The 21,604-nt window shown below is 49.2% G+C and carries 21 protein-coding genes; 10 read left to right on the top strand and 11 right to left on the bottom strand.

Going from position 1 to position 21,604, the window contains the following annotated elements; all coding sequences use genetic code 11:
* Positions 1–33: 33 nt before the first annotated feature.
* From PJI16_01885 to PJI16_01875, 3 genes are all read right to left on the bottom strand, one after another.
* The gene (locus PJI16_01885) at positions 34–1,056 is read right to left on the bottom strand and encodes an alpha/beta hydrolase (GenBank protein MDT3776309.1); all 1,023 of its coding nucleotides are present in this window, start codon (positions 1,054–1,056) and stop codon (positions 34–36) included.
* 175 nt (positions 1,057–1,231) lie between these two features.
* Positions 1,232–1,600: a nuclear transport factor 2 family protein gene (locus PJI16_01880; protein ID MDT3776308.1), complete on the bottom strand. Its 369-nt coding sequence runs from the start codon at positions 1,598–1,600 to the stop codon at positions 1,232–1,234.
* A gap of 64 nt (positions 1,601–1,664) precedes the next feature.
* A complete protein-coding gene (locus tag PJI16_01875) occupies positions 1,665–2,213 on the bottom strand; it encodes a carboxymuconolactone decarboxylase family protein (protein ID MDT3776307.1) in 549 nt (182 codons plus the stop codon).
* Between the two features lie 205 nt (positions 2,214–2,418).
* Between PJI16_01875 and PJI16_01870 the strand changes: the two genes are divergently transcribed.
* The 4 genes from PJI16_01870 (at position 2,419) to PJI16_01855 (ending at position 8,424) form a co-directional block, all read left to right on the top strand.
* On the top strand, positions 2,419–4,062 hold the full coding sequence (locus tag PJI16_01870; GenBank protein MDT3776306.1) for a sigma 54-interacting transcriptional regulator: 1,644 nt from the start codon (positions 2,419–2,421) through the stop codon (positions 4,060–4,062).
* Between the two features lie 170 nt (positions 4,063–4,232).
* Positions 4,233–7,013, top strand: coding sequence for a helicase-related protein (locus tag PJI16_01865; protein MDT3776305.1), 2,781 nt, complete (start codon positions 4,233–4,235; stop codon positions 7,011–7,013).
* Between the two features lie 262 nt (positions 7,014–7,275).
* Positions 7,276–7,410, top strand: coding sequence for a hypothetical protein (locus tag PJI16_01860; protein MDT3776304.1), 135 nt, complete (start codon positions 7,276–7,278; stop codon positions 7,408–7,410).
* Between the two features lie 93 nt (positions 7,411–7,503).
* Complete coding sequence (locus PJI16_01855; protein ID MDT3776303.1) at positions 7,504–8,424, top strand: DUF2971 domain-containing protein; 921 nt, start codon at positions 7,504–7,506, stop codon at positions 8,422–8,424.
* Between the two features lie 902 nt (positions 8,425–9,326).
* Here PJI16_01855 and PJI16_01850 read toward each other — a convergent pair.
* The 3 genes from PJI16_01850 to PJI16_01840 form a co-directional block, all read right to left on the bottom strand.
* Positions 9,327–9,740: a DUF86 domain-containing protein gene (locus tag PJI16_01850; GenBank protein MDT3776302.1), complete on the bottom strand. Its 414-nt coding sequence runs from the start codon at positions 9,738–9,740 to the stop codon at positions 9,327–9,329.
* Positions 9,730–10,137, bottom strand: coding sequence for a nucleotidyltransferase domain-containing protein (locus tag PJI16_01845; GenBank protein ID MDT3776301.1), 408 nt, complete (start codon positions 10,135–10,137; stop codon positions 9,730–9,732). Before PJI16_01845 ends, PJI16_01850 begins: the two co-directional genes overlap by 11 nt.
* 825 nt (positions 10,138–10,962) lie before the next feature.
* Positions 10,963–11,922, bottom strand: a complete 960-nt coding sequence (locus PJI16_01840; protein ID MDT3776300.1) for an exopolyphosphatase — start codon at positions 11,920–11,922, stop codon at positions 10,963–10,965.
* A gap of 490 nt (positions 11,923–12,412) precedes the next feature.
* Between PJI16_01840 and PJI16_01835 the strand changes: the two genes are divergently transcribed.
* The 3 genes from PJI16_01835 (at position 12,413) to PJI16_01825 (ending at position 14,812) form a co-directional block, all read left to right on the top strand.
* A complete protein-coding gene (locus tag PJI16_01835; protein ID MDT3776299.1) occupies positions 12,413–12,883 on the top strand; it encodes a helix-turn-helix domain-containing protein in 471 nt (156 codons plus the stop codon).
* Complete coding sequence (locus tag PJI16_01830; GenBank protein ID MDT3776298.1) at positions 12,880–13,398, top strand: Fic family protein; 519 nt, start codon at positions 12,880–12,882, stop codon at positions 13,396–13,398. Before PJI16_01835 ends, PJI16_01830 begins: the two co-directional genes overlap by 4 nt.
* A gap of 202 nt (positions 13,399–13,600) precedes the next feature.
* A complete protein-coding gene (locus PJI16_01825) occupies positions 13,601–14,812 on the top strand; it encodes an outer membrane beta-barrel protein (GenBank protein ID MDT3776297.1) in 1,212 nt (403 codons plus the stop codon).
* Positions 14,813–14,911: 99 nt separating this feature from the next.
* Here the strand turns inward: PJI16_01825 and PJI16_01820 are convergent, their stop codons facing one another.
* Positions 14,912–15,439: a peroxiredoxin-like family protein gene (locus PJI16_01820; GenBank protein MDT3776296.1), complete on the bottom strand. Its 528-nt coding sequence runs from the start codon at positions 15,437–15,439 to the stop codon at positions 14,912–14,914.
* Between the two features lie 209 nt (positions 15,440–15,648).
* On the opposite strand from PJI16_01820, the gene PJI16_01815 reads away from it, so the two are divergent.
* Positions 15,649–16,521, top strand: a complete 873-nt coding sequence (locus tag PJI16_01815; GenBank protein ID MDT3776295.1) for a TVP38/TMEM64 family protein — start codon at positions 15,649–15,651, stop codon at positions 16,519–16,521.
* 52 nt (positions 16,522–16,573) lie between these two features.
* Here the strand turns inward: PJI16_01815 and PJI16_01810 are convergent, their stop codons facing one another.
* Entirely contained in the window at positions 16,574–17,458 is an 885-nt protein-coding gene (locus PJI16_01810) for an MBL fold metallo-hydrolase (protein ID MDT3776294.1), read from the bottom strand.
* A gap of 190 nt (positions 17,459–17,648) precedes the next feature.
* Here PJI16_01810 and PJI16_01805 point away from each other — a divergent pair, with 190 nt between their 5' ends.
* The gene (locus PJI16_01805; GenBank protein MDT3776293.1) at positions 17,649–18,083 is read left to right on the top strand and encodes a hypothetical protein; all 435 of its coding nucleotides are present in this window, start codon (positions 17,649–17,651) and stop codon (positions 18,081–18,083) included.
* A gap of 101 nt (positions 18,084–18,184) precedes the next feature.
* Here PJI16_01805 and PJI16_01800 read toward each other — a convergent pair whose 3' ends face one another.
* The 3 genes from PJI16_01800 to PJI16_01790 form a co-directional block, all read right to left on the bottom strand.
* Entirely contained in the window at positions 18,185–18,874 is a 690-nt protein-coding gene (locus PJI16_01800; GenBank protein ID MDT3776292.1) for a TIGR04211 family SH3 domain-containing protein, read from the bottom strand.
* A gap of 557 nt (positions 18,875–19,431) precedes the next feature.
* The gene (locus PJI16_01795; protein ID MDT3776291.1) at positions 19,432–20,046 is read right to left on the bottom strand and encodes a cytochrome P460 family protein; all 615 of its coding nucleotides are present in this window, start codon (positions 20,044–20,046) and stop codon (positions 19,432–19,434) included.
* Between the two features lie 80 nt (positions 20,047–20,126).
* Positions 20,127–20,588, bottom strand: coding sequence for a YHS domain-containing (seleno)protein (locus tag PJI16_01790; GenBank protein ID MDT3776290.1), 462 nt, complete (start codon positions 20,586–20,588; stop codon positions 20,127–20,129).
* 243 nt (positions 20,589–20,831) lie between these two features.
* Here PJI16_01790 and PJI16_01785 point away from each other — a divergent pair, with 243 nt between their 5' ends.
* A complete protein-coding gene (locus PJI16_01785) occupies positions 20,832–21,407 on the top strand; it encodes a TetR/AcrR family transcriptional regulator (GenBank protein ID MDT3776289.1) in 576 nt (191 codons plus the stop codon).
* Positions 21,408–21,604 lie beyond the last annotated feature (197 nt).

Here is a 21,604-nt window from a genome sequence, read left to right as displayed (position 1 = left end):
ACGTGACCCGAGCTTTTCAATCATGGTGATCATTCACCGGTGGTCCACCATTCTGGTATCAAAGAAACGGCGTATATGACCGGCAATCACCTCTCCATCTTCCTCAAGAGCAAAGTGTCCGGTGTCCAGTAAATAAAACTCCACATTCGTGAGATCCCGTTGATACGGATATGCGCCTTCGGCAGGAAAGATATGATCATTCTTGCCCCACACGATTAACGTCGGTGGTTGATGTTCACGTAGATACGCCTGCCATTTGGGATACAACGGCGGATTCGAGCCGTAACTATCGAATAGCTGCAACTGAATGTCGTTGTTTCCCGTCCGGTCCAGCAAATACTGGTCCACCAACCAATTGTCCGGACTGATTGACTCCGCATCTCTCACGCCATGCGTGTACTGCCATTTGGTGGCTGCCAGGTTGAGAAATCCCTTGAGAGCCTTGGCGTTCTCCGGCGTGTGCTCTTTCCAGTAGCCCCGAAAGGGTTTCCAAAAATCCCGCAAGCCCTCTTCGTACGCATTTCCATTCTGGATAATGAGCGACTCAACCCGTTCGGGATGACTGACCGCCAGCCGGAAGCCTACCGGCGCCCCATAATCCATGAGATAGAGGCTGTACGATTGCAAGCCCACTTTCCGGGTAAATTTCTCCATGACAGTGGCGAGATGGTCGAACGTGTAGCTGAACTCATCCACCGTCGGCATGGAGCTATTTCCAAATCCTGGATAATCCGGTGCCACAACATGAAACCGATCCGATAATTGTGGAATCAGATTGCGGAACATGTGAGAGGAAGTGGGAAAGCCATGGAGCAACAGAATCCTTGGCGCATCTTTCGGCCCTGCTTCCCGATAAAAGATCTCCAGTCCATCCACCTCGATGGTTTTGTGGAGAGTCGGATAGCTGACCCTCACGGAAGTATCTTGAGCGGTGACCGGTTCCTTGTCTCCCGACTTGGAGCCCGTCGCCCCGACTACCAACAGACCAATGAGGCTAAATGGCATGATCGCTAAAATTCCAATCAAAGGCTTGAGGATTGTTTTGAATCGTTTCATGATGGCGGTTTCCATTTATAGGGTGATAACATTTGGAGTATTCAGAATTGTGGTTTATTCATCCCCCGAATCCACTTTTCCCTCTCCCTATTCAAAGGGAGACGGAAAGGGTAAGGGCGTGAACTCCGGGACTCCCTTTCCTCACCCCAAATGGCCAAAGAAGTCCTCAAAATTTTCACGGGTTGTGATAATACCGTTCGTGGATGATCTGGCCGTCCTGCCATTTGGAGACCACCACCTGCTCCACATGGACCGGCGTTCCATCCGTAGCTACCCAATCCATGACGGCTTCATAAAACGTCACATCTTCACCGACGCCTTTGGCCGTCACATCGAAGCGCTTCCACTCTTTCACCGTGCTCAGAAATTCCTTCTCCCGTTTCAAATTGGCTTTGCGGCCGACTGTCGGCGGGAGAGCGTTCTCCTGCATAACGGCATCTTCCGCATAGAACTCAGTGATCGCATCCAAAATGCGGCCTTCACGAATGTACGAAAACAGGTCTTCCAGTCTGTCTTGAAGCATGATCGTGGTTGAGGTGCTCATGGGTATTCTCCTTAATTAAAAAATGAATGAATCATGATGAAGTCAAATCAGGGTTGCCGGTGTTTCACACGCGAGCCTCAAGTTCCGAAACCGCCGGGAAATCTATTTCCGTCGCGGCTATGTGGTTGAAATAGTTCGTGAACAGCGTCAGAGAGATATTGGCAATGAGTTCCACGATATCCCCTTCTGAGAATCCGGCTTTGCGGAGCTTGGCTACCTCCTCATCGCTGACCCACCCACGGTTCGTGACCACATTCCGGGTAAAGGCCAAGAGGGTCGCTTCCTTCGGGTCGGGGGACTCCCCTCTCCGGCTATCCCCGAGAGCCTCTTCGCTCAGCCCGACCGATCGTCCAATGGCCGAATGCGCTGCCAGGCAATACTGACAGTCATTGGCTTCCGAAACCGCCAAAGCGATCTGCTCACGAAGCTTCGGGGAAAGACTCCCTTTGGAAAGGGCGCCAGAGAAATCGAGGTAGCCCTGAAGGACCGAAGACGAATTGGCCATCGTCCGCATAATATTGGGGGCAAACCCAAGTTTGCTCTCCACACCTTTCAGTAATCGTTGGGCCTGGCCGGTGGCGTGCTCTGGGTTGATGGCTGGTAATCGTGACATCGGGTAATCCTTTCTGTTGATTTTTTAAAACCATTTTTCATTCCACTGTTTCGTGGTATTACAATGAACATGCCAAACAACGAAAAATCGTAAGCTGTTGTTTTTGTACTAAATTTAATATTTAATTCATTCCTACTTACCACGAATTTTCGTGTCTAACGAAAAATCATTGCGTATACACGAAATTTCGTTTACCGTTTCGCCTATGGACTCAACGATTACGACCACACCCGAGTGCCACGAACCCACAACCCTGGATTCTCTCAAATGCCTGTTGCTGGACATTGCCCAGCAACGTTCATTGAATGACCTCTTGTGGCTGATTGTGCGACGGCTGGCGGATCGACCCACAGTGGTCCTGGCCCGAATCTGGCTGATCCGGCCAGGCGATATCTGCTCCACCTGCCGGTTGAGGGAGGAATGCCCGGATCAGACAAGGTGCCTCCATCTGGTGGCCAGTGCGGGTCGTTCAGGCGTGGGGGATAAAACGGAATGGATGAACACTGACGGCTACTTTGCCCGATTTCCGCTTGGCGTCTGTAAGGTAGGGCGGATCGGAAAGACCGGCGAGCAGCTCGTCATCAATGAAATGGACAATAATCTGGCCTGGATCGCGCGGCCCGACTGGGCCAGACAGGAAGGCATCCAGGGCTTTCACGGTCAGCCCATCATCTATAAGGGAGAGACTTTGGGCGTCCTGGCGGTGTTCGAACGAGAACCCGTCACCAATGAAGCCACGGTCTGGTTCCGCATGATTGCCGATCATGTAGCCGTGGCGATCGCCAATGCCCGGGCCTTTGAAGAAATCGAACGTCTCAAAGCCCAACTGGAACTGGAAAACACCTTCTTAAAAGAAGAAGTCCTGGAAGCGCAGAACTTTGGCGAAATTGTGGGTCGGAGTCCGGCCATCGCCAACCTGGTACAGCAGATCGAACTGGTCGCACCCACCGATGCCACGGCGCTCATTTCCGGAGAGTCGGGAACAGGAAAAGAACTGGTCGCCCGCGAAATACATCGCCGCAGTCAACGGAAAGACCATCCGCTCGTGCGCGTGAACTGTGCGTCCATTCCCAGAGAACTCTATGAAAGTGAATTTTTCGGGCACGCCAAAGGCGCCTTCACCGGTGCCTTAAAAGATCGGGCCGGGCGGTTTCAAGCGGCCGATGGCGGCACGTTGTTTCTGGATGAAGTGGGAGAAATCCCCTTGGAGATGCAAAGCAAATTGTTACGCGTCCTACAGGAAGGGGAATATGAACGGGTGGGAGAGGAAACCACGAGAAAGGTCAATGTCCGCATCATCGCGGCCACCAACCGGAAGCTCGCCCAGGAGGTTGAAGCTAAGCGGTTCCGGCAGGATCTCTATTACCGCCTGAATGTATTTCCCATCGAAGTGGCGCCCCTTCGCAACCGCAAAGAAGACATCCCGCTGCTGGCGGCCAGGTTCATGGCCCACGTCCGCAAAAAGCTGAACTGCACCGGAAGGGAATTGACCCAGGCGGAAGTGGTGAAATTGCAAAACTACCATTGGCCGGGCAACGTGCGGGAATTACAAAATATTATTGAACGGGCCGTGATTTCTTCTCGATGCGGATCGGTCAAATTCGACCTGCCGGTTCCACAAGCCAACGGGGCGACGCTTAAAACCCACATCAAGAAAAACGGAGATAACCCGGGCGAGATTCTGACCGAAGAGGACATGCGCCTCCGCGAAAAAGCCAATATCGAATCGGCCTTACAACAGACCGACTGGAAAATCTATGGTGTCGGCGGGGCCGCCGAACTCCTGGGCCTCAAACCGACCACCCTCCTCTCCCGCATCAAAAAAATAGGGATTAAGAAGACCCATTAGAGAGGTAACCGTTTGCGGTATTTGCCTTGAAGGGAAGCAAGAAAATCATTTTGCGCAGAACAATCACTATGGCAGGGAATGCCACAAACTCACTACCACCTCTCCGAAGCCGATTTTCGTGCTTGGGAGCCAGGCAATCTCTACCTTTTAAAAGAAGATGAACGAATACCATGAATGATTTTATTCCCGGCCAACGCTGGGTGAGTGACAACGATGCCGCACTCGGATTGGGCATCGTCCAATCTGTCGCCTTTCGCACGGTTCAAATGGAATTTCCTGCCGTCGCCGAAACACGCACATATGCGAAAAAAACTGCCCTGCTGACGCGTGTTGAATTTGATGTCGGTGATTCAATTAAAAGTATCGATGGTTGGTACCTGTCGATCACCAAAATAGAACAGGTCAGCGGCACAGTGCGCTACCACGGCATTCGAGACAGTGGCGAAACTACCACCATGCACGAATGTGAACTGTCTGCTGAAATCAACTTCAATTTACCCCAAGACAAACTGTTTGCGGGGAAAATTGACGGAAACAAATGGTTTGAACTGCGCGCGGCAACGCTCCGACACCTTTCCACACAACAAACATCAGCAAGCTTTGGCTTACACGGACCACGTGTCAGCCTGATTCCTCATCAAATGTATATTGCCAATGAAGTCTCAAAGAGATCAAACCCGCGTGTTCTGCTCGCCGATGAAGTGGGCCTCGGCAAAACCATTGAAGCGGGTTTAATTCTGCACCGCCTCATACTGACTGGGAAAATACACCGTGCATTAATTATCGTACCCGAACCACTACTTCATCAGTGGCTGGTGGAATTGCTCAGGCGCTTTAATTTACGTTTCACCTTAATCGATGAGCAGTATTTTTCAAATACCGACGGGGCAGTCGATGATCCTGAAGAGTCGGTACCTCTTGAAAACTATTTTGATCAATTTCCCCTCGTGTTATGCGGATTGCAGTTTGCCTGCCGCGATGATATCGCCCCGTTAATTGCCATGTGCGATTGGGATATATTAGTCGTCGATGAGGCGCACCATCTTGAGTGGACACCGAGCGAGAGCAGCCGGGAGTATCGGCAAATCGAAACGTTAGCGAATCAGTCAGCTTCAGTCTTGTTATTAACAGCCACACCGGAGCAATTTGGCACGGCCGGGCATTTTGCCCGCTTGCGACTGCTCGACCCGGCGCGGTTCCACTCGCTCGACAGCTATTTAGCCGAGGAGAAACAACATGCCGCGACTGCCGGGCTGGTGAATCTCCTACTCGATCATCAGACCATGACTGAAGATGATCTAGCGCATGTACGTTCGCTCATCGATGATAGCGATACCATCGACATCACAGACATCAATGCCACTCATGACGATGCCAGCACACTTCGACGACACCTCATCGATCGTTTGATTGATCAACATGGCACTGGCCGCATGTTGTTCAGGAACACGCGTGAGACGATCAGCGGGTTTCCCCGGCGTCATTTCATTCCTGCTGTACTCGACGACGACAGAAACGAAACCCGTATCAACTGGCTTTCCGATAAACTACGAGAACTATCGCCGCACAAAGTCCTACTGATTTGCGCGACCGCCGAGACCGCGGTTTCAATATCAACAATACTGCTGCAAAAGCATGGCCTGCAAGCCGGCATTTTTCACGAACACATGAGTCTCCTGGAACGAGACCGCACTGCCGCCTGGTTTGCCGAGGCAGAAAACGGTGCGCAAATATTGATTTGTTCGGAGATTGGCGGCGAAGGTCGAAATTTTCAATTTCTCCACAATATCGTTTTGTTCGACTTACCCGATAACCCCGATTTACTGGAACAGCGTATTGGCCGCCTGGATAGAATCGGGCAGCAGCACGATATCAATATTCACGTGCCTGTCGCGGCAGGTTCAAGAGACGCACGGCTGAGCCGCTGGTACCATGATGCACTCAATTCGTTTGAGCAGAGTTGCGTAACCGGCCAACACATCAAGACCGAGGTGGAAGAACAATTTGCCGCTTACGTTGTCGGCGAACACCTCGATGAAGACAGGTTTGTCAGCGAGTGCAGGCAACTGCACGAACAAAAGACGCGGCAACTCAATCTCGGTCGAAACCGGTTGCTCGAACTCAGTGGGTGTCGTCAGGAAATTGCTGACCCGTTGATTCAAGAAATCAAACACAATGAGCAGGAGAAGATCTTATTACGATACCTTGAACATGCATTTGATTGTTTTGGGGTTGAAATTGAAGATCATTCGCTGAACAGTTGGATCGTACGACCGGGTGCTCATTTACAGGTGGAGCAATTTCCTGAGTTACCCGAAGACGGCATTACCGTGACGACCAATCGCGAGACCGCCCTTGCGCGAGAAGACATGCATTTTCTAAGTTGGGAGCACCCGTTAGTGCGCGCGACAATCGACCTGATTTTGAACGGAGAAAAAGGCAGGGCCAGCATCTGCGCCTTACACATGCCACAACTTTCACCTCGCAGTATTTTAATCGAAGCCATATTCGAATCGAACTGCCCTGCACCCGGCGGGTTAGACATCGGTCGCTATCTTCCTTGCCACGCATTGCGCTTGCTGGTCAACCAGGAGGGGGAAAATTATGCCCAACAACTTCCACCTGACAGTTACGAAACACTAATGGAAAAGATCGATCAAGAAGTCGCACGGCAAATGATCGAGAAGACACGTGCGACATTAAAAAAACAAATGCAACACATTGAGGAAATGGCCGCGCAACAGCTCCCCGTGCTTCGCAATACTGCCATCGCCTCGATGCATGAAGAATTAGATAACGAGTTACAGCGTCTGCTTACCCTGAAAAAGCGCAACCCAACAATTCGCGACGAAGAAGTGCAATTGTTACGCACGAAAATTTCCGATATAGAAACGCGTTTGCAAAGCAGTACTCTCAAGCTATCCGCCCTGCGTGTCATTTATACGGTTTAAGCCCTCGAATACAAACCCTCGAGGGTATATTCCCCGTTGCGTGTGGTGTAACTTACTCGCGTGAGCAAGTACAATCATGAGGGAAGTATGTGAAGCAAAAAAATTATGAGTCGCGTCTGTTGTCGTAAGTCAGGTGGGAATTTTGCATGGCGTGCCACAATCCTTGGGTTTGCAAGAATTCTAAACAGTATAAGAACGGACTTGGCCCGTATTCAAAACGAAAAACGGAGACAGCCCAGGGGAAGTTCCGACCGAAGAAGATATGCACTTTCGCGAAATGACCAATATCGAATCCTGCTTAAAATACACCGACTGGAAAATTTACGGGACCGGCGGAGCCGCCGAACTCCTCGGCCTCAAACCCACCACCCTCCTCTCCCGAATCAAAAAGATGTAGATAATGAGAGCAAGACAATAACTCATACATGACAAACGAAAAAATTTGCATGAAATCTTAAAGCCCAGAGAAAGTAAACTGTAACGAATCAAAATGCCTAAAAATCATGGGAGAGATTTCTTTTTTAAGTACACTTCTTTCAATACCGCGAAGATTATCCTCAGGGATTTAACATACCGCTGGAGCTCCCCTCTGTTATTTAACGATCCGTTTGATACTCAAATGGAGCTTAGGAACGGTTTCATTGCCAAAAACTCTGAGCTTTTGTATTGGGAAGAGATCCAAAGAAGAACATTAATGAGTTTAGAACCGTTAGGTTCTTCAAATAACCCGCTGTTTCGTATTATTATGGCAATTCGAGGAGGTGAGGTCGAAAACATTTTCCCCGAGATCATTGATAGCCTGCAAAAAGGAGAAGTTAGGGCATTAACTACCCCTATGAACCAATTATTTGAAAATGTCCAATCAAATTTTCAGGGGCTAAATGACGATTGGAAAACCCTTTTAAACCATATGCGAATTTTTAGTGTGTCAGAAGTTCTGGACGACTTACTAATGTGGGCACATTATGCTGAAAATCACACAGGGGTTGTTTTTAAACTTAGCTGTTTGCCAGAAAAGGATAATGCTTTATGCATTGCCCAGCAAGTCAATTATAGTAATGATATTCCAATAATGGTCACTATTGAAGATTTGGTTAACCATCAATGCGGCGTGGGAAAGTTCACAGAATTAGACTATTTCAAGAAGCAGGCCTTAACCAAAAGCTACCATTGGAACTATGAAAAAGAGTGGCGAATTGTCGATTTTCGGCCGGATCAAATTGACCAATTATATGTTGACGTTCCATTTCATCCGGAGGAAATCAATAGCCTCTTCCTAGGATGTAGAATGAGTTCTGGAAATAGGGAACAAATTAAGAACATGGCAAAAGCAGTTTTACCCCATGTAAAACTTTTCCAGGCATCCGTACACAAAAGTAAATTTCAGCTGAATTTTGAGGAAGTAGAATAGAAGAGATAAAGCTGCAAGAATACTTTTAAGGAAATTAGGGTGGGTAGGTTTTGCTATTGAGGTATGCTGCACGTCTCGACTCTTGGGATAGCGTGTACGCCGCAGGTCCACTTTTCCCATTCTCTGCAAAGGCAATCATATCTCCTCATTTCACAAATTCTCCTCCATGTGCTGTGGCTTATTTTTGGTGTGTGGAAAGGCCGGCTTTTAATCAGGCAGTCGAGGTTCCTTCGGCTTGGTTCAGGACAGGCCTTTTGTTTCTGCAAATGGAGCCAAAATCATTTCCGCCCAGATCAGCCATATTGAATCGTCCTAACGCAATGGAGGGGCGGACCAACTCGCGCAGAGCTCAGACAAGGTCCGCCTTTTGGTTTGAACGGCAGCCCGATAGGCCGATCTGCACGCGGAACCTCTACTCTTTACCTTCTAACCGTTGGCTTTCTTCCTTTTGATCAGAAAGACACAAAGATTCTCAATTCAGGTTTGCGAGAATGACCGTGGGAAGAAACGGGAGCGAAGCCCCAGTTCATTCATACTTGTGGTTGGGTTGGGATCAGGCCCTGGAAAATCACTTACACATCTATGCCCTGTTAGGCCGTCGCACATGCTGGGTTTCCTGCCCCTACTGTCATGACGCTTTACATGTATATTTTCTCAATAATTTTATTGATAAGAGTAAATAGGTCAAGGCCAGTTTGGCGATATAAAAGCCCTTTTCTTGAGGGAAAGTCAGGACATTTCTCCTTGATCCTAAACCCACTACTTTCCTCTCCCGTATGAAGAAGATGGGTATTGAGAGATCAAGCTAAATCTTATCTAGAGTTTGTGGAAATTCTCTTCCAGGAAAAAGAAGTAGGAGCAGGATTGGAAAACCACCTTGGACTAACAAGGGGAGGTTAGTATCACCCTTCCAGTTTCAACATCGTTTGACCGAATCTCAGGACGTCGTCAAGCCCATGAGTGATAATGGCCTTCACAATGTCCAGATTCAGTTTATCGTATTCATGAATGGCTACATTTCGAAACCCCACCATGCGCTTCATAGCATCGGATAATTCGCTGTCCAGATGTCCATTTGTCCGCAACAACTCAAACGCGTCCCTGCTCTCCTGGGGAACACCCCACCGCCGCTTCCGGACAATGTGCATAGCCAGATCAATTGAAACTTCACAAGTCCTTTGGAGGTTGAGAAGAATAGATTCTTGAGCCAGTAAATTTTCATAGAGGTTCTGATCGCTCAGATTGTAGACCTGACGAATCCGTTGAATACACCGCTCCAGACTCGCCACCTTGTTTAAGACGACGTCATCGGGCATACACCGACCCCCGAGTTCGGACATCCTCAAGAATCCCGGACCTTTCTTCGTTAAGCCGGGCATAGGATGCATAGACAACCATTTCAAAAAATTCCCGCGCTCGGTCGTCTCCACTGAACAGACATTCGCCTGTGGACAAAACCTGCATCTGCATCACCGTCGATGCGGCACGGAGATCAATCAGATCAACCTCACGATGAAGATTCAGCGCCAGATCTTGTTGAAGCCCCACCAACATATTTGGCGCAAGCCGATTCTGCGCCAGCACGGCCAAATCAATATCGCTCCCAGGACAAGCCGTCCCTTGTGCCTCGGATCCAAACCGGTACACGGCCAGGAGAGCCGGCACAGTCCGCTTTATAGTGGTGATAACCGATTCTAATTTCTCGTCTTTCATCGTTCCTGCGCTTTCTTCTCGGGCCTTCCTGCAACCCACCACTACCACTGCCGTCAGGCTAATGCCCCAACCACAACCTGTCAACAGCAAAGCCAAAGACGCTGCAACGTGGACATTAAGACCTTTCGACCCACCACACTTTTTTCCCGCATCAAAGAAATGGAGATAACATTTTCGCGTCTAGAAAAAAGAATGAAGATGCCCTCAATTCTTTGTGAAGCTTAACCTGGGCTTAAAGGAGGAGAGGTCGTACTATTTCAGGAGGATGTGGAGGCCGCGCTTATAATGCCAGCTGATGAAATTGGGGAAGCGTTTTTTCGGATGGTTTTTCGGTAGGTTGTATCTTTTGTCGCAGATATACTGTGGGACCTGATCTGTTTTTATGTAGGCTTTCCCGTTGTTAAATTGGTCACTCTTGGTAAATATCCAGAGGGAAAAGCCACTGTGACTCAGGAAATGATCACCTCCACAGGAGGTTTCCCTATCTTGCTTTTTGGAACAATGTGGGGCTGTTGAAAAAAGCCGCCAGCGGCGTTCTCTTCATGTTTCCGTGCTCACGTACTGGAAGTACGCTCTGCGCGCAAAAATGACTGCGGTCTTGCTGAACGAACCCTTCGGGAAGACTCAGGGCATGCTTTTTGAACCGCCCCGAGGCCTCTGATATGCACCGTGCCTGTGGGTCAATATGCTCCTGGAAAATATTAATTTTCACCACTCCCAATGTGGTTCACGGGCTTTTGGCGGGGAGGAACACTTGGGGGAAGGGGTCGGGGTGCCCGTTCCATCATAAATTTCTGCCTCTATATCCTGTTAGGCCGTTTCAACTCATGCCTTCCCTGCCTCTACTGCGATTAGGCTTTGCATGTGAATTTTCTCAATGATTTCTTTGAGTGTGTCACCAGCCACTTCATTGGCGACCTGACAGGTTCCCGCATTCCGATGCCCGCCACCGCCATACGACAAACATAACTCGCCGATATTGACCGTTGAAGTCCGGTTGACGATCGAACTGCCAATGGCGAACACGGTGTTTTGTTGTTTCAACCCCCACATGACATGGATGGACAGATTGCATTCCGGATACAGCGCATAAATCATAAACCGGTTGACGGCATAGATGGTCTCCTCGCCCCGAAGATCCAGCACGACCAAATTTTCATGGACGGTCGAGCACCGCATGATCTGTTCTTTCGCCAATTCGGCATGTGTACGGAAGAGCTGCACCCTCTCCTGTACGTCCGGCAGGGCGATAATCTCATCGATGCTGAGGCTAATACATTTTTCGATGAGTTCCATCATCAACTGGTAATTGGAGATCCGGAATTCCTTAAAGCGCCCCAATCCGGTGCGGGCATCCATAATGAAATTCATCAAGGCCCAGCCGCGAGGGTTAAGAATTTCGTCGATCCCGTATTGAGCTGAATCGCCTTTATCGACCGCGTCCATCATCTCATTCCATTCGGCCGGAAAGGTCTTTTCCCCACCGTAATACCGATAGACCACCCGCGCAGCAGAAGGCGCCTTGGGATCGATGATATGTTTGCTTCTCTCACCCTTATTACGAATGGTCTCACTCAGGTGATGGTCAAACGCGAGATGAACCCCCTCAACATACGGAAGATTGGTGGTGATATCATTTACCGAAATTTCCACCTTGCCGTCCTGCATATCTTTCGGATGGACAAACTTGATGTCCTCAATAATCCCCATTTTTTTCAGCAGAACCGCACAGACCAGTCCGTCAAAATCACTGCGGGTCACTAATCGGAATTTTTCAGTAGCCATAAGATTTGATCCTCAAAGACAAACAAGATTGATAAGAGCAGGGCGCGTATTTGTTCCTGATTGTTCGGATTTCATTCATCAGGCTTCAGGCTCCAAGCCCGGACCTCTTTAAATTTATTATAATTTTCGGTCCTGCCGTTTAGATCTTAAGTATTTGAGATTATCGCGTTTTATTTTTCCAACCGGAAAATGGCGGCTTGGACTATTGTGTTTATTCTTTCCTGAGCACACTCTGATATCGTTGTGTATCTCAAAAAATACGGATTTTACTTTTCATCTTGATTAATTTTTCATATAGTTCGATACCTTTTACATCTCCATCTGGACCCTCTATAGAGGGTCCGAATATCTAAATTCCTAAAAAATCACAATAATTTGAATAATAAAAACATTAAAAATACTTTAAACAATATTAATATATAATTTAATTATACTGTTAAAGATATTTTTATGTATTGATTAAATATTGTTTACGATATAAATTAAGGAAATGAGGAAAAGACAGACCACAATTGTCGATGACATGGCCTTATCACAATTACGTATCGATTCCTCAGTTGAGGATCACAATCTTAAGCCCAACGATTGGATCCGGCTTCTGCGGAATTATCTGCGGATGACGCAGGCGGAACTCGCTAAACGAGCCAAGATCACGCAAGCCAACCTCGTGGCAATTGAATCCGGAAAAGTCGATCCGCGAGTCGGCACACTTCAAAGGATCTACCAGGGCCTCTCCTGTCACCTCAGCGTCGAGCCCAGACCTCAAAAACCTCTGAAGGAATTACTCCGTGACCGAGCTCGGGCTATTGCCCTTCAACGGTTAAAAAAAACGATGGGGACCATGGCACTGGAAGAACAGGCGCCGGAGAAGGAAATGTTTAGGAAGCTTCTGGAAAAACGGACGGACGACATCCTTCGCGACCCTCGCGAAAAATTATGGCGCAAAGAACATGGCGGATGACATCCGGCGGAGATATCTCAGGCCTAATTCTCGGGCATCTATCGACCCCGGCTGCCCGCAATGCCGCAGAGACCGAAACCATCAGCCGGGCTTATGATAAACATGTGTTTCGCGCACGCCGAAAGAAACGCGGGGCTGAATGGCTGACGGATGACTACATTCGTCAAGTGCATGCGGATATGTTCGGGAACATCTGGGAGTGGGGAGGGCAGTACCGTCAAACCCGATTGAATATTGGGGTTGAACCGCATCTGATCCGCAAACAAATTAAACTTTTAACGGAAGATTTCCTTTCTTGGAACGAGGCGAATTCCACTATGCCGGTTGTTGAGATCGCGGCACGACTTCAGCATCGCCTGACCCGGATTCATCCGTTTCTCAATGGGAATGGTCGCCAGGCCAGGCTGATGACGGACATTTTTTTTACTCCCGCCACTACGACATTCCGCAGTGGCCTCAAATCCAACTCATGCCCCAGGGAAACCAGGTTCGCGAAGACTTTATCAGGGCCATGAAAAACGCCGACGAGGGCGACTTTGCCGGACTGATGAAATTTATTGAGAAATGTCTGGAGGAATCTAACTAGGCTTTTCCCATTGTTAGTATGTTCCAAGAGAGACGCTTCACCACGCGGCAAACCCACCGATTCATCACGCTCCTCGCTCCTCTCTTCAACGTCTAAAATGGAAGCGGCGGCTGACGGAGAACGAGAAGACAATGATATCAATGGCATGGTGGATAGCCAGGATCACGTTGGTGATCTGTTCAATTACAACGACTTCAGCCTTTGCCGGGGAATCGGAGAGACTGACCCAGAACGAGGAACGATCGCAAGCTCTATCAGACCAAGCCCAGAAATTCCAGTCGCCTCAATGGCATTACGGCGGATTTGTGGATCTTGGCTACTCACAGGACTTTAATTACCCTGACAATCACCTCTTTCGCAATCGGGGCACCACGCCCAGAGTCAACGAACTCGAACTCAACATGGGCGGTGCCTATATTATGAAGAGTGCGACCGAACAGTCCCGATGGGGTGCAGAGCTATTGGGGCAGGGCGGACAGGATTCCAAAGACTTCGGTTTCGGTACCAATCTCCCTCATGTTCCTGGCTCCGATGTCTGGCGTCACTTCGGTCGCGCGAATCTCTCCTACCTGGCTCCGGTCGGCAATGGCTTGACGATTCAGGCCGGACTCTTTAACAGCTTCATTGGGTATGAATCCCTCTACGCCAAGGATAATTTCAACTATACGCGGTCCTGGGTGGCCGATTACTCACCCTACCTCATGTTCGGAGCGAATGCGGTCTATCCGGTCAACGACCGGTGGACCGGTGCCGTCTTTATCATCAATGAATATTTCCATCTTCAAGACGCCAATAATCTGCCGAGTTATGGGGCACAGACCATCTACAAACCGGGTGAGCCCTGGACAATAAAGGAAACCGTCTATTACGGACCTGATCAGTCGAACACCTCTCTGGAATTCTGGCGATTCTTTTCCGACACCATTGTTGAATGGAAGAGCAAGAAGGTCACAATTGCCGGCCAGTATCAGATAGGAACTCAGAAGAATGCCACTGTGGCCGGCAACCCCAGATTAATGTATATGGGAGCGGCCCTCCATATGCGCTGGCACCTTAAAAAATCCTGGTTTCTCGCACTCCGACCGGAATTGTATTCCGACCCGAATGGTCTCATTACCGGCTCTGAGCAATTCGTCTGGGCGGTTACCGCCACTGCGGAATACAGGCTTCCATACGAGTGGACCAATTCCATCTTCCGGCTGGAATACCGCCATGACAACTCAACGGGTCCCGGTGGCGGGTTCTTTAAAGGCGCGGAAAATCGTTTAACCCCCTCGCAGAACTTACTGATTTTTTCCGTCATTTGGACATTCGACTCACAATGCTCGAACACACCGTGCTGAGATCACTGAGAGAAGAGGCGCATTAACTTGGGAAGAAGCCGGCTCACAAAATTCGAGAAAGCTGTTGTGAAAAAATTTCTGTATCCACCCAGCGGAAATTTATTCATACGTTCCGCGGATCGGATAGTCATTCTCCTGAATCCACCTCAGCGTATCGACTAATTCATCGGGATCGGATCGGTTGAACGGGGTGTTGGAAATATCGATCAACTGGACTTTGCCTTCCGGATTCACCGCAAACATTCCAGGTTCGGGGAACGGTTGGTCCGTTTCCTTCGGAGAGCATGGATGAGAGATATACAGCCCGAGTTCCTTCATCTGTTCAATGGAGAGCCCGTAGGCCACCGGGAACGTCACACCTGCCGTTTCCGCCATCTCCCTGGCCTTGCTTTTTGAATCTCCTGAGACTGCCACGATTTCCGTCTTCGTGGCCGGAAACTTATCTTTCAAGGATTCAAGCTTCGTCAGGTATTTTTTGCATATCGGGCAATGCAGACCTCGATAGATAAACACGACTTGCCAGTTCCCCTTCTTTTCCGGCTGACCCAATGTGACCTCCCCGCCACTCACCAGCGGGAGGGTGAATGCAGGCAGTCGGTTTCCTGACGAAAGTTTTGTTGTGCTCATCCATCTCTCCTTCTCTGAGGATTCATTTTCCTCAGGACTTTTCTTTTAAATCGATAACTGGATCGCCTCATTTGGCGACCCTGAAAAGATTCCGTTGATTTCACATTAACAAGCCCGACCTATCGGGGAATCTCTTCTATTTGGATAAAAGTTCATTTTTTGATGGAACTTTGTCTAACAACATGGGAATATTCGTGATTCAATCCTGAATGAAAAGCATCCCGAATTGGCCTGTTGATAAAACGTGTACTAAAGAAGACATCCAGACATTGCTCGACCCATTCCCATATTCCCGTTTTTCTCCCAAGCGTCTGACCGTTTCATTCTGGGTCAAAGTGGCAGCGTTGATGACCTTGTCGGTGGCGATCTACGTGGTCATGCAGACCATCAACATCGGTGAGGTATTCAATCCCGACCGGATCACCCAATGGCTTTCAGAGGCTGGTCCTTTGGCCCCTTTCCTGTTCATGGGATTGATGGCTCTCGCCGTGATCATCAGCCCGATTCCAAGCTTGCCTTTAGATATTGCCGCGGGTGCGGTGTTCGGACCATTACTTGGTGCCATGTATGCCGTCATCGGAGCTGAAGTCGGTGCGATCACGAGTTTTTACATTGGGCGAGCCGTGGGCCGGGAAGTGCTGACCCGACTGCTCCATATCAACATCGCCTTCTGTGAGAAATGCTCGGACCGTCATCTGGCAATTTTTGTGTTTCTATCCCGTCTGATCCCGATCTTTTCGTTCGATCTGATCAGCTACGGTGCCGGGCTGACTAACATGTCGATTCGTGTCTTTGCTCTCGTGACGTTCCTGGGAATGATCCCTCCGACCCTTGCTCTCACTTACGCCGGGAGCTATATGGGCTCAGGAACTTGGCTCACCGTCGTTTTGGGACTTGCGATGGTAGCATTACTCCTTCTCATTCCCTCAATCGTCCTTCGATACCCCACCTCCCGATTCGTGAAACTTTTGCGAGGGGAGACCTCAGGATCAACTCCAGCCCCTGTTCCACTCCAACAACCCATGGCGACCCCCGACCAATCCCAACCACTCTGCGACTCTTGTCACGGAAAGATGGAATGAGATCCTCGATTTTTGTGGGATACCTCCCCTCTAGCTCACGAGGGAGGTCGGGTCAAAGCGGCAGGGACTGAAAATTCCACCGTCGTTGAAGGAGTTCATCCAGGGCTTTTTTCATGTCGCGATGAGGAAGGTGGATACGTTCGCCATGCCCGGGCAGGACCCACTCAAAGGAAAGGGGGAGCAATTTCTCGACCGATCGTTCCAAATACGCGTCATCCCATACCAGCCGTTCCGGAGTCCCGAGTTGTTGGAGTTTTGGATTCCACCACAGATGATCGCCTGAGAACAAAAAACGATTCTTATATAGCAAAGCCATGCTTCCTGGGGTATGGCCGGGAACAGGAATGCAGACAAACTCCGGAGCAACGTGTACGGAATTCTCACCATCAATAACGTGCTCTGCGCCGGGCATGGCAGAAGCGTCCGCACGATGAATGATCCGGATGGCATTAAAATGCTTTGCATAACGAGCGGCCTCCGCCACATCATCCTCGTGACTGAGGAAGATGTACCGAATCCCGCCTTTCTCTTCAAATGCCTGAACCAGATGCTTGAGGAAACGGGGAGAATCGACTAACCAGTTTCCTTGGGAATGTTGGATGAAATAGCCATTGGCTCCAAACGATTTTTCCGAGTTGAATCCCACGTAGTCCACTCCGCCTTCTATATGTAGTGGAAATGAAGCTTGAGCCTCCAAGAATACCTTGCGATCCTTCTTCTCCGTGCCGATTGATCCCACCGGACAGGCGATCAGGGCTTGGTATGCAGCAAATTCCTCCTTTGCCGTTTCCGGTTGACGGAAGACGGTTGAATAATCACCGTCTTCCATAAACGTGAGTGGAGCTAATTGCCGACAGGTATCACAATCGATACAGGTGGAGTCCACAAAAAAGTTTCCCTCGATATTTGTCTGTAATCGCTTGGAGAGGTTTGCCATAATTCGATGCTCTTACTGGTTCAGTATACCGGGCAGAAAATCGTCCATGCCATATTCAGAAAAAGAGGTTGTATGGCCCTGTGTTCCAAGATACGCTAACATTCAGATTAACAAGAATGACCAAAACCGACACTTACAGGACATAGAAAACCAAACGTTATTGTACCAATCCTAAACGACGGAGGGATTTATGCAAAAGATCGCAGCCATGGTCCTGACAGCGGCCTTATTCGCCGGATTCAGCGGATGCAGTTATGTATTCTATCCGCGTGCGGATGACTATGCGGCGAAAGCGAAGGGGAGCACCAGCGTCGAAACCGTGCTGAATCTCACCACCATGATGGAAGCGAGTGCCGAAGCGGCAAAAGGCGGAACAGGGAACGATCAATCAATGGACGACCTGCACAATCAATTTCATGCCTTCGACAATTCATTGTGTTGTGTGGACGAGGCCAAACGGGAGACACCAACCTACGCTCTCGCGGTGACCCATAACAAGGAGTTGTGGGCCATCTTTAAACGACTATGGAAGTTCAAAGATACGCAACCCCAACGAGATGAACACCTCGGGTTATTTAAGAGGGAGATCCAGGAACTCCGCGCGACACTTGAGGCATTGAAATAAAATGGCGACGCCAATCCACCCGACTGGCCTTGATCGAATGTGTGCGAGATGGGTGCCCAAGGAAGGGGAAATTTGCGTCACGGTATTTTTAAGGTTATCACCTAGGTATAGCGGGTATAACTCGTCGTCTGTCGGGGTCGTGACTTGAGAATTACTCCGATTAACAGACCGATGAGTACCAAACCGCCTCCATAGAGGAGCCATTTGAGTTGTAAGTTTTCTTCCAGCTGCCTGGCTTTTGACGATAACTCTTCAACTTGGCCTGCTAAGCGGGTATTCTGCTGCGTCAGCTCGATGTTCCGGGCATGCTCATTGATTGAATCGGCCGATATACGTTTCAATTCTGTCAGTTCTTTGGACAGGGATTGCACCTGCGAATTCAGTGTCCGGTTGTTTGCGTCGGTTTCTTTGTGCTCAGCCTGAATGCTCGCACGCGCTTCGCGTTCTTTATCGATTTCAGCTTTTAGGCTTTGAAGGCGTTTCTCGGTTGCGGCCAGCTTGACACGAGCGATGGGTTCTCCGACGAGGTACTGAGACGTTATCCAGCCCTCCATCCCATCGGTGGTACGAACCTGGGTGAAACCGGCTTCCTCGTCTACCGCGAGAATGGTCAGTTGCGTCCCGCTGGGGAGACCACGGTGTAAGATGCGATGAGCAGTAGTGGGCCCACTGCGTAGCGGCACAGTTACCACGTCAGAAATATAATTCACCTCTCCGACTGCGGCCAATGGCTGTGTGGTCAACCCAAAACAGGAGAACGATAAAAAAACGAGATAGATTAAATACTTCAAAGCGTTTCGTCTCCTTGTTGTGTCGCACATCTCGAAAAAGGAGTTCTTCGGGAGAAAGGTAGAACGCCATACTCACAGGGAATGGGAAATATAGATGCCCTGGGAGACAAGCCGATAAGTAGCAAAGGAGCCGCGAGGTGTCAATGACGCCAAAAATTCGGCTCGTGAAAGTGGAGGCTCAAAAAGGTTCATTCCTTTGTTGACTATCCATTTATCCCCCTTTTTTATCCACGAATATAGGAGATCTGGAAATGGTCAAGCCAATAAGTCTAGAGAGGCTGGGTGGGTGAGGTAGGAGAAATGAAAGTCTTCACCACAATAATTTTTTGACTCCGGTGATCATATGACCCACCACCTGAAAAATGGGCTGGTCGAGCTTACGCTCAAGTCAAGGAGCGGACCATTTTTGAGCCCGGCGAATTGGTCCGCCCCTCCACAGTATGCGTCGGGAAGATGCAATTGCCGACTTGGGTGACCATATTTTAGGGTCATTTTCCGCCAAAAAGTGTCAGGCGAATAAACCTCTTTATGGAAAATTGCCGTTGAATTGCCTATTCCTATTTAAGTTTCTCTCTCATTTCCTTTTGAAGCACAGGGTACCCAAAGGAATAAATCCATTTTTCCGCATCCACAGCTTTATGCGGCGCCAACTCTTTGGCCGGGGTATGACAAGGAAGACATTCTATTTTGTAATCCTTGGACACCGTGTGTTGAGGATCATCCGGGTCAAAGAGAGACCATCCCCAGCCATCACCCCACAGACTGGATTCTTTAAACCGCCCGTTCGTATCCCTGACCAACACAAACCAGCCTTTGATGGTGGTCGCATGACCAACTGCCGGCCCGGTGGTCATCGGCATGGTGTCGGCGTTTAAAAGTTCCTTCACCAACACGGCTCCGTCGGGGAACTGGTTGTTCTCGTCGTAATACTTGATTGTGTCTGGCTGGGTATACACGACGTGGTATTCCTGCAAACCTGGGTTACCCTCCACCTTTGCGTGAGCCCACGTACCAAGTGTGGGCCATTCCCGGTAATTTTCCGGAACACTGATGGCCCCGGTCTTGGGGTGAACGTTGGGGGCAAAAGGCTTCGCTTCATTCGTCATCGCCCACCCTGCCAAACTCCCCAACCCCAGGATGAGGACGATTCCCACGGGTACAAACTGTTTCATGTACTTCTCCTTCACAGTTGGCATCTATAAAACGGCCGAGGTCCGTCACATAGACCATGACGGACCTCGGGTTTGTTCCTTTATAAATCCGACGGCGCCTTATCTTTGATGTCTTTCCAATTGGCCTCGGACTTTTTTAAATAGCCCGGAATATCCTTTGCCCATTTGCTTTGGATATCCCGATCCAGATTCAAATACAGTTTTCCCTGAACGATCTTCCAAGCTTCCGGGTCGGACACGAATTTTTTCCCGACCGCCACACCATAGGCACAATATCCGCCGTAGGCTGGCACATACTTTCCGGGGCTGGCCTCGAACATTTCTTTATGATCTTTAGTGGCAAAGGCATAGGTTACCCCCTTGTACTCGGTCACGTGGTAACCGGAGCCCTTCATCGGCTTGCCCTCGGTGAAATAGGCGACCGGATCATACCCGCTGATTCCTGGAGTGCTATTGGTGACATCCCCGGCGAAGGCGGGTGTGGCCACGATGACCAGGAACATGGCGAACAGAGAACCTAATACGGTCTGCATCATTTTCATGATGGATCTCCCTTTCAAAAGTAGAATGGTTGGTAAAATTAAGTATACAGATCTGTATCCTTTATGGAGCCTAGTCAGACGAGTTCTTGTTTCGTTACACTTCTTTTTTCAGCCGATTTGACCTGGCATACTCAATTTAAATCATTGGTATATATAAATAAAAATGATAGATGTTTGTCAGGAATATCTTGTTATCCACATAATATTTAGAAAATATATTGGTAGACGTAAAGGTCTAGTAGAGTGAAGCGAAAAAGCAGCTCGCCCTCCAAACGGGAGCAACTCATCCAGACAGCTGTGACCTTATTTGCGCAAAACGGGATTCATGCCACGGGAATCGACACCATAGTGGAACAGTCGGGGGTGACCAAAAAAACCTTGTATGCGCATTTCCGCTCAAAAGAGGAATTGGTACTCGCGGCATTGCGACACTATGACGGGCAGTTTAGGAATTCATTCATGCGGCAAGTGGAAACAAAGGCGCGCACTCCCAAAACTCGCTTGCTGGCTATTTTCGAGGTGGCGGAAATCTGGTTTTCGCAACAGAATTTTTACGGATGTATGTTCATCAATGCCGTTGGTGAGCATTCCACCCCCGATACCTCACTCCGTTACGTCTGCAGCGATTTCAAGCGGATGATGACGGAGTTTATCCTCGGGCTATGCATCAAGATGAGAGCGCGGAATCCCCAGCAGTTAGCCGAAGAACTCGCGCTCCTATTGGAAGGCGCAATCGTGACAGCCCAAGTGTCTCAAAAATCTGACGCAGCCAAAATTGCCAAACGCGCAGCAGCCGTGCTGATCGAAAACCAGAGTTAACATGAAACACCCCAGACATAGGATCAAATAGCAAGGGGAATTATCAGGTAATCCTCATTGCTTTGATGATCATCACTCGTCAAATACAGCTTCCTTAATATTAGGCCATTAGCTTGGTCGTTGGGCCTCCTGTGAACAACTCAATAAATTCAGACATGACCGTGCTGATTTCTGTTGATGTGGGAGATTCCCTTATG

Origin of the sequence: Nitrospira sp. MA-1, assembly GCA_032139905.1 — a bacterium.
Classification (GTDB): domain Bacteria; phylum Nitrospirota; class Nitrospiria; order Nitrospirales; family UBA8639; genus Nitrospira_E.
This window is presented reverse-complemented; position numbering and strand designations above follow the sequence as displayed.